Source organism: Erythrobacter sp. SN6-5, from assembly GCF_057364945.1.
The window spans coordinates 1,051,055-1,067,132 of record NZ_CP200282.1; the positions used below are offsets into that span (position 1 = coordinate 1,051,055).

Genomic DNA, 16,078 nt, shown 5'->3' on the forward strand with positions numbered 1-16,078 from the left:
ATTGCGCATCTAAGGCACTATGGACACACCCGAGACAAATCCGACCCCTGCCACGCCTGTAACGGACAGCAAGCCTGCTTCGCCTGCTGCCGCCCACGAGGCCGCTCCGTATGACGATGCGGCGCTGACGCAGCTGCATCCGAATTATGTCCATTCCCTGCGTTTGACCGCAATCCTCACAGCAATTCCCGTTCTGATCGGCGGCCTGGTGTTTGAGGCTGTGATTGTTGAGGAAACGCCAATCCCTGCTGGTCTGGTGATGAGCGTTTTGCTCGTCCTATCGCTTATCTTTATCATTCGCGTGCCGATGCGCCGTTTCAACGCGCGCGGATACAATATGAGTGTAGACCGGCTGCGCGTGGTGCGCGGCATCTTGTGGAACTCCGACACGGTTGTGCCGTTTGGCCGGGTTCAGCACATTGATGTGGATCAAGGCCCGATTGAGCGGTTCTTCGATCTCGCCACTCTTACCGTGCACACGGCGGGCAGTCACAATGCCTCTGTGCATTTGCCGGGTCTCAATAAGGCACTGGCCGACGACATGCGCGAGGATATTCGTGCGCATATCAAGCGGGATACGATGTGAGCATCGAGGTGGGCAACGAGGTGAGCGCTGAGGCCAGCGGAGCTTCTGCGACTGCGCCAAGCGCTGGGCCAGCGGATGCGCAATCTGCCGAGATAGCGCCTCAGCGTACGGCCCCGCTCAGCGTTGCTTTGGGCGTAGTTAGCGGGCTGAAGAACGCCGTCATTCCGGCGGCCTTTGTCGCATTCAGCAGTAGCAGCAATTACGCCATTCTTATCGCGCTCGGGATCGCACTACTCATCTTCGCGGTCAGTTTTGCGCTAGGTTACATCCGCTGGCGCAAGCTGACGTACACCGTTGGCGCGGAGGACATTCGGGTGGAAAGCGGGCTAGTGTCGCGCACCGCGCGCTCGGTCCCGTTTGAGCGTATTCAAGACGTCAGTCTGGAGCAGAGATTGCTGCCCCGCCTGTTTGGCCTGGTCTCGGTCAAGTTTGAAACCGGTGCTGGCGGCGGTGAGGATTTGTCGCTTTCCTTCCTGACCGAAGATGAAGGCGAGCGATTGCGCCAGGTGGTGCGCGAACGCCGCGCCGCTGAAACCGCACAGCCAGCGGTGGAAGGCGCAAGCGAGGTTGTAGCCACGCAAGAGGTCTCACAAGACGAAACCGCTGAAGCGCTCTTCACCATGGGGCCGCGCCGCATTTTCATCTTTGGATTGTTCAGCTTCTCTCTCGCTGTCGTTGCCGTCCTATTCGGTTTGACCCAGCAGTTTGAGTTCTTCCTACCATTTGACCTGTGGGATTTTGAGGCTTGGGAAGAGCGTCTGATCGGCCAAAGCGATGCGCTCTCCAGTCTTGGCCGCAGTGCGCAAATCGTTGGCGGCGTTATCGCAGTGCTTTCTCTGATCATCTTGGGGATTGCGACCGGCCTGATCCGTACGGCCCTGCGCGAATGGGATTTTCGGCTGGAAAAGACGCCTCGCGGGTTTCGCCGTCGGCGCGGTCTGCTGACCAAGACTGACGTCGTGATGCCGGTTCACCGGGTGCAGGGCATCAAGATCGACACGCGCTTCATACGTTATCGGTTCGGCTGGCATGGCCTTAAATTCATCAGTCTCGCGCAGGATGCGGGCGCTTCGAACCATGATGTTGCGCCCTTTGCGCAGATGGACGAGATCGCGCCAATCGTTGAGGCTTCCGGCTTTCATTTGCCGCGCGAAGATGCGGAATGGCACCGGGCCGCGAAGAAATACCGATTTGACGGCGCGCTGATCGATGGCGGTGCATTTCTGCTCATCGCTGTACCGGTGGCGATCTTTGCGCCGCCCTTTTTCGTGGCCATCCCCCTTGCGCTGGCGGCGCTTTTTGCTTTTGCTGCGCTGTATTCTTGGCAGTTTAAGCGCCACGCGCTGGACGCCAGTCAAATCATGTCGGTCAGCGGGCTATTCTCACCCAGCAGCATGATCGCCAACCGTGTGAAATTGCATTCGGTTGAAATCAGCCAAGGCCCGATTGCGCAAAGGCGCGGCTATGCGAGCCTGGATTTCGGATTGGCAGGGGGCAGCTTTTCGATTCCTGGCGTCCCATTGGAACGGGCCCGAGAAGTGCGCGCCGCTGTGCTCGAAACAATCGTCAGCAGAGACTTCTCCCAGCTCGAGAGTGCGTAGTTATTTGGTCCTAGCCACCCGCACCCTCCACCCTTCGACCCGGATGGCTGCGGTTCGCCTTACAACACGCCCAAAACTAAGCGAGTAAGTCGCTCCAATCGGGATTCTTCTCAAATTTTGCGGCGACATAGGAACATTGCGGCACAATCTTGAACCCTTTTGTCCGGGCATCAGCGACCAGGCGCTTCACCAATTCGCCCGCGACACCGCGGCCGCCAATGGCTCGCGGAACAACGGTGTGGGTCGCGATGCGTACGCCCTCTTCGCGCGGTTCCCATTCAAGGTATCCGGTTGCCGTCTCGCCCTCTAGCTCAGCGACATACTTCCCGCCGGTATCTGTATCGTGGTGATTGATGGTGAGAATGTTTGTGATGTCAGTCATTTGCCATGCTCCTTCTTGCCAAGAACGCTGCTCGCACTAAAGCCGCTTTGTAATGACGAGTCCTAAGCCTTTCCTGTCCGACAATGCCGCGCCGGTCCACCCCAATGTGTGGGAGGCGATGCGAGCGGCGGATCAGGCCGATAACCCCTATGATGGCGATGCGCTGTCGGTGCAGCTAGACGAGCGTTTCAGCGACCTGTTTGGGCGCGAATGCTCAGCGGAATGGATCGCGACGGGCACTGCGGCGAATTGCCTGGCGCTTGCCACTATGGTTCAGCCGCATGGCGGCGTTGTATGCCATGAAGAGGCGCATATCGAAGTCGATGAGGGCGGCGCGCCCGGCTTTTACCTCCACGGTGCGAAGTTGATGCTGGCGGCGGGCGAAGGCGCGAAGCTGACGGCGGAGGGCATCGCCGCTTTGATCGATCCGATCCGCGACGATGTCCACCAGGTGCAGGCGCATGCCATCGCGATCACGCAGGCGAGCGAGTATGGCACGACCTATTCCGGCGAAGAACTCGCCGCGCTCAGAGAATTCGCGACGGTGCGCAAGCTCGGCCTGCATATGGACGGCGCGCGCTTTGCCAATGCCGCGGCGAATGCTGGCGGCTCGGCTCGGGAGGCAGCGCGTGCGGCATGCGGCCCGGTTGATAGCCTGGCCTTTGGCTTCATCAAAAATGGCGGCATGGGCGCAGAGGCGGTGGTGCTGTTTGACCAGAGCCAAGCCGATCTGGTGCGCTATCGCCGCAAACGGGCAGGGCATTTGCAATGCAAGGGCCGCTATCTCGCGGCGCAAATTCTCGCGATGCTCGAAGGTGATCTGTGGCTGGCCAATGCGAGCCATGCGAACGCGGCGGCGGCTGAGATTGCCGGTGCTTGCGGTGACCGTTTGATGCACGCGGTTGAGGCCAATGAGCTATTCGTGCACCTAACCAAGGCCGAGCGTGAGACGCTGCGTGCGCAGCACTTTGCCTTTTACGATTGGGGCGCCGATGCGGCTCGGTTTGTGACCGCCTGGAACACACGCGATGAGGATGCGAGCGCGCTGGCCAAGGCGATTGCTGCGCTATGAGCCGATTCCCTTGAGCGCGACCCAAACGCCGATGCTGAGCTGGCGTGTCATCCTACCGTTTGTGCTCACCGGATCGATCTGGGGATCGACCTGGTTTGTGATAACCGGGCAGATCGATGGCGTGCCTGCGGCATGGTCGGTCTTCTACCGCTTTGCTCTGGCAACCCCGGCCTTGTTTCTTGTCGCATTCCTGATGAAACGACGGCTGAAGCTAACCCGGCCAGAACATATGCTGGCCGTGATTGTCGGCATTTTCCAATTCAGTGGCAATTTTCTGTTCGTCTATCACGCCGAGCTTTACGTTACCTCTGGCATTGTCGCGATGATGTTCGGCTTGCTGATGGTGCCCAACGCTTTGTTCGGCAGGTTATTTCTCGGCGAGAAGGTGCAGGTCGGGTTTGTGCTGGGCAGTATGATCGCGATCATCGGCGTCTCCTTCCTGCTCGTGCATGAATGGCGCGCAAATCCTGATGCTGGAGTTGTCGGAGGCAATGTCGGGCTAGGCATTGTGCTGGCTTTATTTGGGATTCTGGCCGCCTCTGTGGCCAATGTGATCCAAGCGAACCCAACCGGCCGCGCGGTGCCAATGGTCAGCCTGCTCGCATGGGCAATGCTTTATGGGACGGTGTTTGATCTTGGCTTTGCCGCGCTAACCTCAGGCCCGCCGCCATTCCCATCAGACACCGGATATTGGCTGGGCATCGTCTATCTGGCGGTGATTGGATCGGTGGTGACTTTCCCGCTGCATTACAATCTGGTGCGCGAGATTGGGGCTGGGCGGGCCGCCTACAATTCGATCCTCACGATCTCGGTCGCGATGCTGATCTCGACTCTGTTCGAGGACTATCAGTGGACGTGGCTGACCGCCGCGCGGAATGGTGCTAGCGGTGGTGGGGATGGTCTTGGCGTTAAGGGCCAAGCAAAAGAAGTAGTTTTCGTCATTGCGAGCCGCAGGCGAAGCAATCCATCGCCTGGCTTTGCGACTTGGTGCGGCGGCGCTTGATGGATTGCCGCGTCGCCCTTCAGGCTCCTCGCAATGACGCGCTAAAGAAGACTTTGGATGCCCTCAACATAGGTTGGATATTGCGGCTGCCAGCCGAGAACGCGCTTGGCCTTGTCATTCGCAACTCGGCGGTTCTCTGTGTAAAATCCGCGCGCCATTTCGGACAGATTTGCTTCCTCCAGCGTTTCCAGTGGCGGAGGCTCGATCCCTAGCAATTGGCAGGCATGCTCGGTCACGGCATTGCCGCTCGCGGGCAGATCATCAGCAAGGTTGTAAGCCCCCGCTGGCGCGTCGCTACTTAGCGCGACAACCACGCCGCTGACGATGTCATCGACATGCACCCGGCTGAAGACTTGATCCGGCATATCAATCCGGCGCGCGCGGCCATCACGCACGCGGTCGAGTGCGCTGCGACCCGGCCCATAGATGCCGGGCAAGCGGAACACCCGCGCGCCCAGCTTCACCCATAGAGCGTCAGCCTCTGCTCGCGCATTGCGGCGGCCTGCGCCCGTTTCGGCAATAGTGGGCGTGCTTTCATCGACCCATGCGCCCCGCTGATCGCCGTAAACGCCGGTGGATGAAAGATAGCCGTACCATCGTTGACTTGGGGCCTTACTAAAATTGCGGCCATAGGTGTCCAGCACAGGATCAAGCCCGGCCTTGCGATCCGGCGGGACGGAGGACAGCACATGGCTCGCGCGTCCTAGCGCCTCAGTCACAGCGTCGTAGTTGGCAAAATCCACATTGCCAGCGCTGCCTGTGGCGTCCACTTGCCAGCCGCGTGCTCGCATGTCCTCAGCGATGCGTTTCGCGGTGTAGCCAAGCCCAAAGATCAGCAAATTTGTCATGCGCGCCACCTAATCGCTGGACGCTGAGGCAAATCAACCTAAATCTGAGCGCATGGATATTGCAACGCCCCCCTCGACCCCGGATGGCAACCCTCAACTGGCGGATGCGCCGCCGGTCCCGGCCGAACCGCCGGTGATCTTGCGCGAGGACTATCAGCCGTTCGCCTGGCTTGTGCCGGAGACGCAGCTGAGTTTTGAATTGGGCCTTGAAAAGACACGGGTGCTGGCCAGCTTTAAGGTGGAGCGCAATCCTGCTGCCGAGGCCTCCAACGAGCTGCGGCTCAATGGTGACAGCCTGACACCAGCGCGCGTTACCGTCGATGATGTGACGGTCGACAATTTTGTGATGGACGGGTCGGACCTGATCCTGACGCTATCGGGAGACAGCCACACAATCATGATCGAGACCGAAATCGATCCAAGCGCGAACACGACCCTGATGGGCCTCTACGCCTCAAACGGCATGCTGTGCACTCAATGCGAGGCAGAGGGCTTTCGCCGGATCACTTTCTTCCCGGATCGGCCCGATGTCCTTTCGACTTACCGCGTCCATATGAGCGGGCCGAAAGACCTGTTTCCGGTTCTGCTATGCAACGGCAATAAGGTCGCCGAGGGCGGGGGCAACGGCCAGCACTTTGCTGAATGGCACGATCCATGGCCTAAGCCGAGCTATCTCTTCGCTCTTGTTGCGGGCGATCTGGTCGCCAATTCTGCGCCGTTCACCACGATGTCTGGCCGTGAGGTTGAGTGCAACATTTGGGTCCGCGCAGAGGATCTAAGCCGCACGGACCATGCGCTCGCATCGCTTCACCATTCGATGAAATGGGACGAGGAGACCTTTGGCCGCGAGTATGATCTCGACCTCTACAACATCGTTGCCGTGTCAGATTTCAACATGGGCGCGATGGAGAACAAGGGCCTCAACGTCTTCAACACCAAATATGTGCTGGCCGATCCCGACACCGCAACCGATGCCGATTATGACGGCGTTGAGGGTGTGATCGCGCACGAATATTTCCACAATTGGTCGGGCAATCGCATCACCTGCCGCGATTGGTTCCAGCTTTCCTTGAAAGAGGGCTTTACCGTACTGCGCGACCAGTTGTTCAGCCAGGATATGCGCGGAGAAGCGGTGAAGCGGATCGAAGATGTGCGGATCCTGCGCGCGGCGCAATTTCCGGAGGATGCAGGGCCACTCGCGCATCCGATCCGCCCGGACAGTTACCGCGAAATCAGCAATTTCTACACCGCCACCGTCTATAACAAAGGCGCCGAAGTCATCCGGATGATGCGCAGCATGGCTGGGCTAGAGCGGTTCCGCGCAGGCACCGACCTGTACTTTGATCGCCATGATGGCGAGGCGGCGACCTGCGAGGATTTCATCAAATCCGTCGAAGACGGCGCGGGCCTTGACCTTGAGCAGTTCCGCTTGTGGTACCGTCAAGCTGGCACGCCGCGCGTAAAAGTTCGCCAAGAGGTGGCAAGCGATGGCCTGACCCTGACGCTCTCTCAAACCGTGCCGCCTACGCCGGGCCAGCCGGACAAGCAGGCGATGCCGATTCCGCTGCGGATCGCTGTGCACAGCCGCAGGGCAGGTCAGCTCGGCGAGGAGCAGTTGATCGTGCTTACCGAGGGTGAGCAGAGTTTCACTTTGCCAATGGCCGGGCCAGACCCTGTGGTTTCGATTAATCGCGGCTACACCGCGCCGGTGGTGATAGAGCATGAGGTGCCGCTCGAAGACCTCGGTTTTCTTGCCGCGCATGATGATGATCCCTTTGCGCGGTATGAGGCGATGCAGCAGCTCAGCGTGGGCTATTTGGTCGCGGCGGCCTCTGGCGAGCTGGACGAGGCGCAGCGCGCAGCGGGCAAGGCCGCGATTGGCGATGCGCTGGCCGCGATCCTGACTGATGATGCGCTGGACGACAATATGCGCGGCGAGCTGATGATGTTGCCGAGTGAGACCTATCTGTTTGAGCAAATGGCAAGCGGCACTCGTTTGGCCGATCCGGGCGCGATCCATGCTGAGCGTGAGGCGCTGAAGGCCGCGCTGGGTACCGTGCTCAAACGGGAGCTTGAAGGGCTCTACACGCGCACGGCCTCGATTGGCTTTGACGATCCTGCTGGGCGCGGTGCGCGTAAAGTGAAGACTCAGGTCCTCGCGCTACTGGCAGCGAGCGATCCAGAGCAAGCGGCGGAAACGGCGGCGCAGCAATTTGATGCGGCGGACAATATGACCGACCGCCAAGGCGCGCTGATGGTGCTATGTGGTCTTGAAAGCCTAGCAACGCGCCGATGCGCTTAAGGCTTTCTATGATCGCTACACCGGCAATGATCTGGTGATCGACAAGTGGTTCACGCTGCAGGCGCTCGCGCCGCACAAGGATGTGATCGAGCATGTAAAAGAGCTCGCCAAACATCCCGATTTTACTATCAAGAACCCGAACCGCGTTCGCTCGCTCTACATGGCCTTTGCTGGCAATCCCTCGGCGTTCCACGCGGCCGATGGTTCCGGCTATGGCCTGATCACGGACCTCATTTTGGCGCTTGACCCGATCAACCCGCAAACAGCGGCGCGGTTTGTCTCGCCGCTGGGCAAATGGCGGCGGATTGAAGCTGGACGAGCAGCCATGATGAAGGCCGAGCTGGAGCGCATTGCCGCGGCATCCGGCCTGTCACGCGACACATCCGAGCAGGTCACGCGCAGTCTGGAGGGCTGAGCGTGGGCGCGTTCGACATCACCCGGGCTGATGCGCTTGGGCGCATTCCGCACGGCTTTTTCGGACATGCAAATGGCGCGCATCAATTCGGCTATGGCGGGGAGGGTGATAGCGCATTGATCGCGCGGGACCGTCAGGAAGCGGCGCAAGCTCTGGTGGAGGGCGGCAAGCTCGCCGCCCCGCATCAAGTCCATTCGCCTGATGTTGTAACCGTGGGCCAAGCCTGGGCTGACGATCCCACTGGACGCCCAGTGGGTGATGCTGTCGTGACGTCAACGCCTGGCATCGTGCTTGGCATTGTGACGGCGGATTGTGCGCCGGTCCTGTTTGCGGACCGGCAGGCGGGGGTTGTTGGCGCGGCCCATGCGGGATGGCGCGGCGCGGTAGGCGGCGTGCTCGAAAACACGCTCACCGCGATGGAGGCTCTGGGCGCAGCGCTTCAGAATATCGCCGCCGCCATCGGACCCACGATTTCCCAGGCGAGTTACGAGGTGGATGCGCCCTTTAAGGCCAATTTCACGCATGAGGATGAGCGCCATTTTTCCGTGGGTCGCGACGAGCATTGGCAGTTTGATTTGCCCGGCTTTGTCGCCGCGCGGCTCGCCAAATCTGGGTTGAAGACGGTCCAATTGCTCGATCTGGATACTTTTTCGCTATCGCAGCGTTATTATTCCTATCGCCGTGCGTCCGGGCGCGGGCAGGCGAATTATGGGCGTCAAATCAGTATGATCGCAGCTCCCTGATGTGGTTTGGCCATAGGCTTGCAGGAAAGCGAACAGGCAATGCTGAAAACAGTGTTGGAATCCCCGGCCATTGGGGCTAGGAGCGCGCACGAGTTGTAATCCGGCATGGGGTGAATGCAGGTTTGGGCTTTTGCCGACTGCGTAAATTCCCGCTGGACTGGCTAGACAAACAATCAACGTTGCCGCCGCATGGGCACATATCCAGAGCGGCAAAGAAGACAGGGTTTTTGAACGATGGCTGATGCAAACGAAGCAAATGAGGGCGTACGGCGGCGTGATTTCATTCACGTGGCAGCACTCTCGACCGCTGGCGTTGGTGCCGCGGCCAGCGCGCTGCCGCTGGTTTCCCAAATGGCTCCATCGGCCGATGTGCTCGCTGAAAGCACCACCGATGTGGACGTATCCGCAATCGAAGCGGGCCAGAGCATCAAGACGATCTTTCGCAAGCAGCCGCTGTTTGTAAAGCGCCTCACCGCGGAAGAAATTGCCGCCGCGAATGAAGTCGATGTGGCCAGCCTGCGGGATCAGCAAACGCTTGCTGAGCGTTTGGGCGAAGGCAATGAAGACATTCTCGTTACGATGGGCGTTTGCACCCATTTGGGCTGTGTGCCTCTGGGCGCGGCTGAGGGTGAGAATAAAGGGGAATATGGTGGCTATTTCTGCCCGTGCCATGGTTCCCACTACGATACCGCTGGCCGGATCCGTAAAGGCCCTGCGCCAACCAATATGATCGTGCCAGAATTTTCATTTACGTCTGAATCGGTCATCCGCGTCGGATAATCGATCTAGACAGATTACTGTTGAACACTCACGAGAGAACGCCATGAGCTTCGCCTGGGCAAAACAATACGAACCGAAGAACGACTTCACCAAATGGATTGATGAAAAGCTGCCATTGCCGCGGTTGGTCTACAATGCAGTTGGTGCGGGCTATCCGGTGCCGCGCAACCTCAACTATATGTGGAATTTTGGTGTTCTCGCCGGATTCTGTTTGATGATCCAGATCATCACCGGCGTGATTTTGGCAATGCACTATGCGGCCAATGCCGAAGTGGCCTTTGCCACGACAGAGCACATCATGCGCAACGTCAATTCCGGTTGGCTGATGCGTTATGCGCACGCCAACGGCGCGAGCTTCTTCTTCATCGTGATCTATCTGCATATCTTCCGCGGGTTCTACTATTCTTCTTACAAAGCGCCGCGTGAGATGATCTGGCTGCTGGGGGTGGTCATCTTCCTGTTGATGATGGCGACTGCCTTTATGGGGTATGTGTTGCCGTGGGGCCAAATGAGCTTCTGGGGCGCGAAAGTGATTACCGGCCTGTTTGGTGCAATCCCGCTGGTCGGGGAATCGCTTCAAACCTGGCTTCTGGGCGGATTTGCGCCTGATAATGCTGCGCTGAACCGTTTCTTCTCGCTGCACTTCCTGCTGCCATTTGTGATTGCAGGCGTTGTTATCCTGCATATCTGGGCGCTTCACATTCCTGGCTCGTCGAACCCAACCGGGATCGAAGTGAAGAAGGAAAGCGACACCGTGCCGTTCCACCCGTATTACACGGCTAAGGACGGCTTTGGCCTGGGCATCTTCCTGCTGGCGTTCACTTTCATGGTGTTCTTCCTTCCGAACACGCTGGGTCACCCGGATAACTATATCGAGGCGAACCCGCTTTCGACACCTGCTCTGATCGTTCCGGAATGGTACTTCCTGCCGTTCTACGCGATCCTGCGCGCATTCACCTCCGATCTGACGATCCCGTTCACCGGCATCATTCTGGTCCCGGCGAAACTGCTCGGTGTGATCGCGATGTTCGGCTCAATCCTGATCTGGTTCATTCTGCCATGGCTCGATAAAAGCCCGGTTCGCTCCGGCCATTATCGTCCGATGTTCAAGAAGTTCTTCTGGTTCGGCCTCATCCCTTGCATGGCTTTGCTGACCTATTGCGGAGGTGCGCTTAGCAGAGGAGCCTTACGTGCTGCTAAGCCAGATCGCGACGGCCTATTACTTCCTGCACTTCCTGGTGATCCTGCCGATCGTCAGTCAGATCGAAGTGCCAAAACCGCTGCCTTATTCGATCACCGAATCGGTGCTTGGATCGGATGATGCGGCTCCTGAAAACTCCGCAAGTTCGGATGCAAAGGGTGCTGGCGAAGCCAGCTCCTTGCAGCTCTAGCCGAATAGTCCGCCATTGGCAACGCCGCCCGTTTGGCCCAAGTTTAAGTTGAAAGTCTAAGCGTATGAGCATTCGTCTCGGAGCGATCATTGCAGGTTTAGGGATCGTGGGGATCCTGTTTTTCTGGTCCCTGCTGCCAGGCGCGATCAATTATGCACCCGCTGAAAAACCTGACTATTATGCCTTCAAGGAAAAGCCCATCGCGCCTGAAGGTGGGTTCTCGTTTGAGGGTCCGTTCGGCAAATGGGACAATGCTCAGCTGCAGCGCGGCTATCAGGTCTATAAAGAGGTCTGTGCGGCCTGCCACGGTCTGAAATTTGTCGCATTCCGTAATTTGAGCGAGCTTGGCTATTCCGAAGCAGAAGTGCAGGCCGAGGCAGCCAATTGGATCGTTCCGGGTATCGATCCCAACACCGGTGAGGCGACCACGCGTCCGGGCAAGCCGACCGATCAGTTCCCATCACCGTTCGCAAACGATGTTGCGGCCGCTGCGGCCAACAACAATGCGATCCCACCTGATCTCTCACTGATGACCAAGGCGCGCAAAGACGGCACAAATTACGTCTACTCGCTGCTTGCTGGTTACGGCGAACCAGATCCAGAGATCGCCGCGAGTGTGTCAGAGTTTGAGACCCCGACCGGCCTGTATTTCAACAAGTACTTCGCCAATGTGAACATTGCGATGGCTCCGCCTATCGCGGCCGACGGCCAAGTCACCTATGCAGACGGAACCGAAGCGACGGTCGATCAGATGTCTGCTGATGTTGCCGCGTTCCTGACCTGGACCGCTGAGCCAACTTTGGTGAAGCGCAAGCAAACCGGTTGGCCAGTGCTTGGCTTCCTGCTGTTCGCAACGATCCTTGCTTATCTCTCGAAGAAGCAGATTTGGGCCGGGCTTAAGCCGAAGAAGAAATAAGCAGACGGGCATCTGCCCAATGTTTGAAACAGCGCCTCTCCATCCACATGCGATGGCGGGGCGCTTTTCGTTTGAGGCCTATGCCAAGTGGGCGCGGTACGAGATGAGGAACTGGATATGACCCCTGAAGAACTGCGCGCGCTGATCCGTACGGTCCCAGACTTTCCCAAGCCAGGTATCCAGTTTCGCGACATCACGACATTGATCGGCCATCCTCAGGGCCTGGCGGCCAGCGTTCGCCATCTGGCCGAAATGGCGCGTGCCTGCGGCGCTCAGAAAATCGCCGGGATGGAGGCGCGCGGTTTTATCTTTGGCGCGGCGGTGGCGGTTGAACTGGGCATTGGCTTTGTGCCGGTGCGCAAGCCGGGCAAGCTGCCAATTGAGACCATCGGCGTCGACTACGCACTCGAATATGGCACCGACCGGTTGGAGATGGACCCTGCCGCCGTCAGCGATGGCGAGCATGTGGTGATCGTCGATGATCTGATCGCCACCGGCGGTACGGCCATTGCCGCGGCAGAGCTGCTGCGTATGGCCGGCGCGCGGATTGATCACGCGCTGTTCGTGATCGATTTGCCTGACCTTGGCGGAGCGGCGAAACTGACCTCGGCGGGCCTAGAAGTGCGTACATTGCTGGACTTTGAGGGCGATTGAGGCCGCTGCCCGCAAGCTCGCGGCGCTGTAAACGATTGTCTTAAGCCTTGATTTCGCCCCCGTAAGCGCGCACCCGAACGCGGGTATGGACTCGCAAGCTCTTGTAATCGCCACGGTCGGCGTGCTGGGTATCGGCGCGCAATGGGTCGCTTGGCGAACCGGTTGGCCTGCGATTGTCCTGATGCTGGCGGCGGGCTTTATCGCTGGCCCGATTACCGGACTGATCGATCCCGAGGCAGCCTTTGGCGATTTGCTCGATCCTATGGTCAGCATTGGTGTTGCGCTGATCCTGTTCGAAGGGGGCTTAGCCTCGACTACCGAGAGCTTAGGCATTCCGGTCAAGCGGTGATCCGCCTCGCCACCATTGGCGTGTTTATTGGTTGGGCGCTGGGCGCGGCGGCAGGGTATTATATTGCCGGTCTCGTGTGGCCGGTCGCGGTGCTGTTTGGCGGTATTTTGATCGTCACCGGGCCAACGGTTGTCATCCCCCTGCTGAGGCAATCCAAGATCCAGACGCGGCCCGCCTCGATCCTCAAATGGGAGGGGATTGTAAACGACCCCACTGGCGCGCTGTGCGCGGTGATCGCGTATGAATATTTTCGCAAGGTCGCCGATAGCCCTGGCGCATCCCTGATCGAAGTGGTGCCGCCGCTAATCATCGCTGCGATTATGGCGGGACTGATCGGCTATGCCGCTGCGCGCCTGATTGCCTTCCTGTTCCCGCGCGGCGCGATCCCGGAATATCTAAAAGTCCCCGTGCTGTTCAGCGCGGTGATCGGCGTGTTCGTCCTGTCGAATAATATCGAGCACGAAGCAGGTCTGGTCGCGGTTACGGTGATGGGCATCACGCTCGCCAACCTTGGCGTCTCTAGCCTGCGCTCGATCCACCCGTTCAAAGAGAATATTGCGGTGCTGCTCGTCTCGGGCATCTTTATCCTGCTTTCTGCCTCGCTGAAGTGGGAAGAACTAACCTATCTGCAGACGAGCTGGCGCCCGCTCGCATTCTTGGTCGCGCTGCTGTTCCTCGTGCGCCCGGCCACTGTTTTGCTCAGCCTGCTTGGCACTGCCGTGCCGTGGAATGAGCGTCTGTTCATTGCCTGGATTGCGCCGCGCGGCATTGTGCTGGTGGCGATCTCTGGTCTGTTTGCGCTGCGGCTTGATGAGCTTGGGATTGAAGGCGGGCAATTGCTCACCGGTCTCAGCTTTGCCGTTGTGGTTATCACCGTCATTGCCCACGGCTTTACGGTCGAATGGGCGGCCAAATTGCTGGGCGTGAAAGGCGAATCGCGACCCGGCTTGCTGATCGTTGGGGCGACCCCGTGGACTATTGCGCTCGCGCGCGAGATGCAGGCGCTCAAAACTCCGGTGATGATCGTCGATCCCAGTTGGCAGCGGCTTGGCGCGGCGCGGCGCGAAGGCTTGCCGTTCTACCACGGCGAGATCTTGAACGAGGCGACTGAGCACAATCTCGACCTTACCCCATTCCAGGTGCTGGTCGCGGCCACTGATAACGAGGCTTACAATGCACTCGTCTGTAATGAATTTGCGCATGAGGTGGGGCGCGATTCCGTCTATCAACTAGGCGAAAGCGCGGATGAGGACGATAAGCACGCGCTGCCAGAGAGCATCCGGGGGCGCGCATTGTTCGAATCGGGTTTTGGCGTGTCCGACACCAATGAGCGCCAGGAGCAAGGCTGGGTATTCCGCAAGACCAAGCTGTCTGACGAGTTCAATTTTGAAGACGCGCAGGAGATCCTGCCGCAAACCGCAAATATGCTGATGCTGGTGCGCAAGAGCGGCACGCTGAGGTTCTTCACCCATGCCGCCCGGCCAGAACCGCGCGCGGGCGATACGATCATTTCCTTCACCCCGCCTTCATTGAAGAGCGCGGAAGATCACGCGGCAAAGCGCGCCAATAAAGAGAGCGGAAAAGAGCGGGCGAAGGAAAACTCCAAACCCAGCGGCGAGGGCGACACAGGCCCGCAAACGGCCTGATCGAGGCGGGCAAAGGTAAACGAGGAAGTGATGAGAACGACGACAGTCTTGATCGCAGCATCATTGATGATGGGCCTATCCGCCTGCAGTGCCGAGCGCGATGCTGTGGATGCGGGCGAGGACGTCAGCATTGCGGATGGCGCCGATGGCGAGAATGCCGAAGACGGGGCGAGCGAAGAAGAAACCGTCTCAATCCTGCGCAGCGATATTGAGCAACCCGAAGTGGAGGCTCCGCTGGAGCCGCTTAACGCCACGATTGGTTTTCCCGATGGCGGATCGGAGCTTAGCGGAGAAGCCTTGACGGCGCTCAAAGAAGTGCTCGCCTCAGAACAGGTGGCGCGTGGCCTGCCGATTGTCCTGCGCGCTCACAGCGATGCTGGTGGCAGCGATGCGGTGAATGCGCGAGCGTCCGAGGCGCGCGGTCTGGCGGTCGCCGCTTGGCTGATCGAGAACGGTATTGCTGATGACCGCATTCGTGTGATCGTTTTCGGGGAGCAAAACCCGATAGAGCCCAACGCTCTGCCCAATGGCGCGCCGAATGACGCAGGGCGGGCGGCGAACCGCCGGGTGGAGGTGCTGGTCGGCTCCGCGCGGCCTGCGCCATCGCAAGATGCCGCCGCAGACTGATCAGTCGAGGCTAGCGACTAGCTCAAGCGCGGACTGCGCATATTCCGGGCGGCAGATCAGCAGGTCGGGCAAGTATGTGTCCGCTTGGTTATAGACCATTGGTGAGCCATCGATCCGGCTGCAATGCAGGCCGTGGGCCGCCGCTACCGCAATCGGTGCGCAGCTATCCCATTCATATTGCCCGCCGGAATGCAGGTAAATCTCAGCCTCGCCGCGCACGATTGCCATGGCCTTTGCGCCCGCGCTGCCCATGGGCAGCAATTCGCCGCCAATCGCGTCAGCTAATGCGACCGCTTCCTTAGCGGGCCGAGTGCGGCTGACGACCAGAAGCGGTTTTGCCGTCGGTTCGGGCAGGGCGACCGGCTGATCAGAGCGCAGCACGATGCCGCCATTCAGACCGGGCAGAGCGACCGCGCCGACACTGGCTGCGCCATCCACTGACAGGCCGACATGCACTGCCCAATCGCTGCGCTCCTCGCCATATTCGCGCGTGCCATCCACCGGATCGACGATCCAGACGCGGCTCATGGAGCAGCGGGCGGTGTCGTCCTTCTCCTCTTCAGATAGCAGGCCATCGTCAGGCCGCGCGGCGCGGATCGCATGGCACAGGAATTGGTTCGCCGTGGCATCGCCTGCCGCGCCCAGCGCCTTGCCAGTGAACATACCGCTGCTGCGGACATCCAGTAGGATGCGCCCTGCGACCTCTGCCAGATGTGCGGCCAATTCCGCATCGGACATTGCGGCCGGATCGGCGCTTAGTACT

The 16,078-nt window shown here is 59.5% G+C and carries 12 protein-coding genes and 3 pseudogenes; 12 read left to right on the forward strand and 3 right to left on the reverse strand.

Translation table 11 applies throughout. From position 1 onward, the window contains the following. Positions 1–19: 19 nt before the first annotated feature. On the forward strand, positions 20–586 hold the full coding sequence (locus tag AC0V6Z_RS05215) for a PH domain-containing protein (RefSeq protein WP_472640312.1): 567 nt from the start codon (positions 20–22) through the stop codon (positions 584–586). Continuing rightward, positions 583–2,187 (forward strand): PH domain-containing protein, encoded by a 1,605-nt coding sequence (locus tag AC0V6Z_RS05220; RefSeq protein ID WP_472640313.1) that lies wholly within the window; start codon positions 583–585, stop codon positions 2,185–2,187. The genes AC0V6Z_RS05215 and AC0V6Z_RS05220 overlap by 4 nt, the downstream gene beginning before the upstream one ends. 76 nt (positions 2,188–2,263) lie before the next feature. On the opposite strand, the gene AC0V6Z_RS05225 is transcribed toward AC0V6Z_RS05220, so the two are convergent. Continuing rightward, a complete protein-coding gene (locus AC0V6Z_RS05225; RefSeq protein WP_472640314.1) occupies positions 2,264–2,569 on the reverse strand; it encodes a GNAT family N-acetyltransferase in 306 nt (101 codons plus the stop codon). A 52-nt stretch (positions 2,570–2,621) separates the two neighbouring features. Here AC0V6Z_RS05225 and AC0V6Z_RS05230 point away from each other — a divergent pair, with 52 nt between their 5' ends. Together AC0V6Z_RS05230 and AC0V6Z_RS05235 are read left to right on the forward strand one after the other, a co-directional pair. Next, positions 2,622–3,641, forward strand: coding sequence for a threonine aldolase family protein (locus AC0V6Z_RS05230; protein WP_472640315.1), 1,020 nt, complete (start codon positions 2,622–2,624; stop codon positions 3,639–3,641). Positions 3,642–3,651: 10 nt separating this feature from the next. Then, positions 3,652–4,644, forward strand: coding sequence for a DMT family transporter (locus AC0V6Z_RS05235; protein ID WP_472640316.1), 993 nt, complete (start codon positions 3,652–3,654; stop codon positions 4,642–4,644). Between the two features lie 41 nt (positions 4,645–4,685). Here AC0V6Z_RS05235 and AC0V6Z_RS05240 read toward each other — a convergent pair whose 3' ends face one another. Further along, on the reverse strand, positions 4,686–5,492 hold the full coding sequence (locus tag AC0V6Z_RS05240) for an SDR family oxidoreductase (protein ID WP_472640317.1): 807 nt from the start codon (positions 5,490–5,492) through the stop codon (positions 4,686–4,688). Positions 5,493–5,544: 52 nt separating this feature from the next. On the opposite strand from AC0V6Z_RS05240, the pseudogene pepN reads away from it, so the two are divergent. The 8 genes and pseudogenes from pepN (at position 5,545) to AC0V6Z_RS05280 (ending at position 15,315) form a co-directional block, all read left to right on the forward strand. Further along, a pseudogene (gene pepN, locus AC0V6Z_RS05245) lies at positions 5,545–8,209 on the forward strand (aminopeptidase N). A gap of 2 nt (positions 8,210–8,211) precedes the next feature. Next, positions 8,212–8,952, forward strand: a complete 741-nt coding sequence (gene pgeF, locus AC0V6Z_RS05250) for a peptidoglycan editing factor PgeF (protein ID WP_472640318.1) — start codon at positions 8,212–8,214, stop codon at positions 8,950–8,952. 234 nt (positions 8,953–9,186) lie between these two features. Next, on the forward strand, positions 9,187–9,732 hold the full coding sequence (gene petA / locus AC0V6Z_RS05255) for a ubiquinol-cytochrome c reductase iron-sulfur subunit (protein ID WP_472640319.1): 546 nt from the start codon (positions 9,187–9,189) through the stop codon (positions 9,730–9,732). Between the two features lie 43 nt (positions 9,733–9,775). Next, positions 9,776–11,123 (forward strand): annotated as a pseudogene (locus AC0V6Z_RS05260) (cytochrome b). A 64-nt stretch (positions 11,124–11,187) separates the two neighbouring features. Continuing rightward, positions 11,188–12,039: a cytochrome c1 gene (locus tag AC0V6Z_RS05265; protein WP_472640320.1), complete on the forward strand. Its 852-nt coding sequence runs from the start codon at positions 11,188–11,190 to the stop codon at positions 12,037–12,039. Positions 12,040–12,156: 117 nt separating this feature from the next. Continuing rightward, positions 12,157–12,693, forward strand: a complete 537-nt coding sequence (locus AC0V6Z_RS05270; protein WP_472640321.1) for an adenine phosphoribosyltransferase — start codon at positions 12,157–12,159, stop codon at positions 12,691–12,693. 85 nt (positions 12,694–12,778) lie between these two features. Beyond that, a pseudogene (locus tag AC0V6Z_RS05275) lies at positions 12,779–14,688 on the forward strand (cation:proton antiporter). Positions 14,689–14,718: 30 nt separating this feature from the next. Beyond that, positions 14,719–15,315, forward strand: coding sequence for an OmpA family protein (locus tag AC0V6Z_RS05280; RefSeq protein WP_472640322.1), 597 nt, complete (start codon positions 14,719–14,721; stop codon positions 15,313–15,315). On the opposite strand, the gene AC0V6Z_RS05285 is transcribed toward AC0V6Z_RS05280, so the two are convergent. Next, on the reverse strand, positions 15,316–16,053 hold the full coding sequence (locus tag AC0V6Z_RS05285; RefSeq protein WP_472640852.1) for a 3'(2'),5'-bisphosphate nucleotidase CysQ: 738 nt from the start codon (positions 16,051–16,053) through the stop codon (positions 15,316–15,318). Positions 16,054–16,078: the final 25 nt, after the last annotated feature.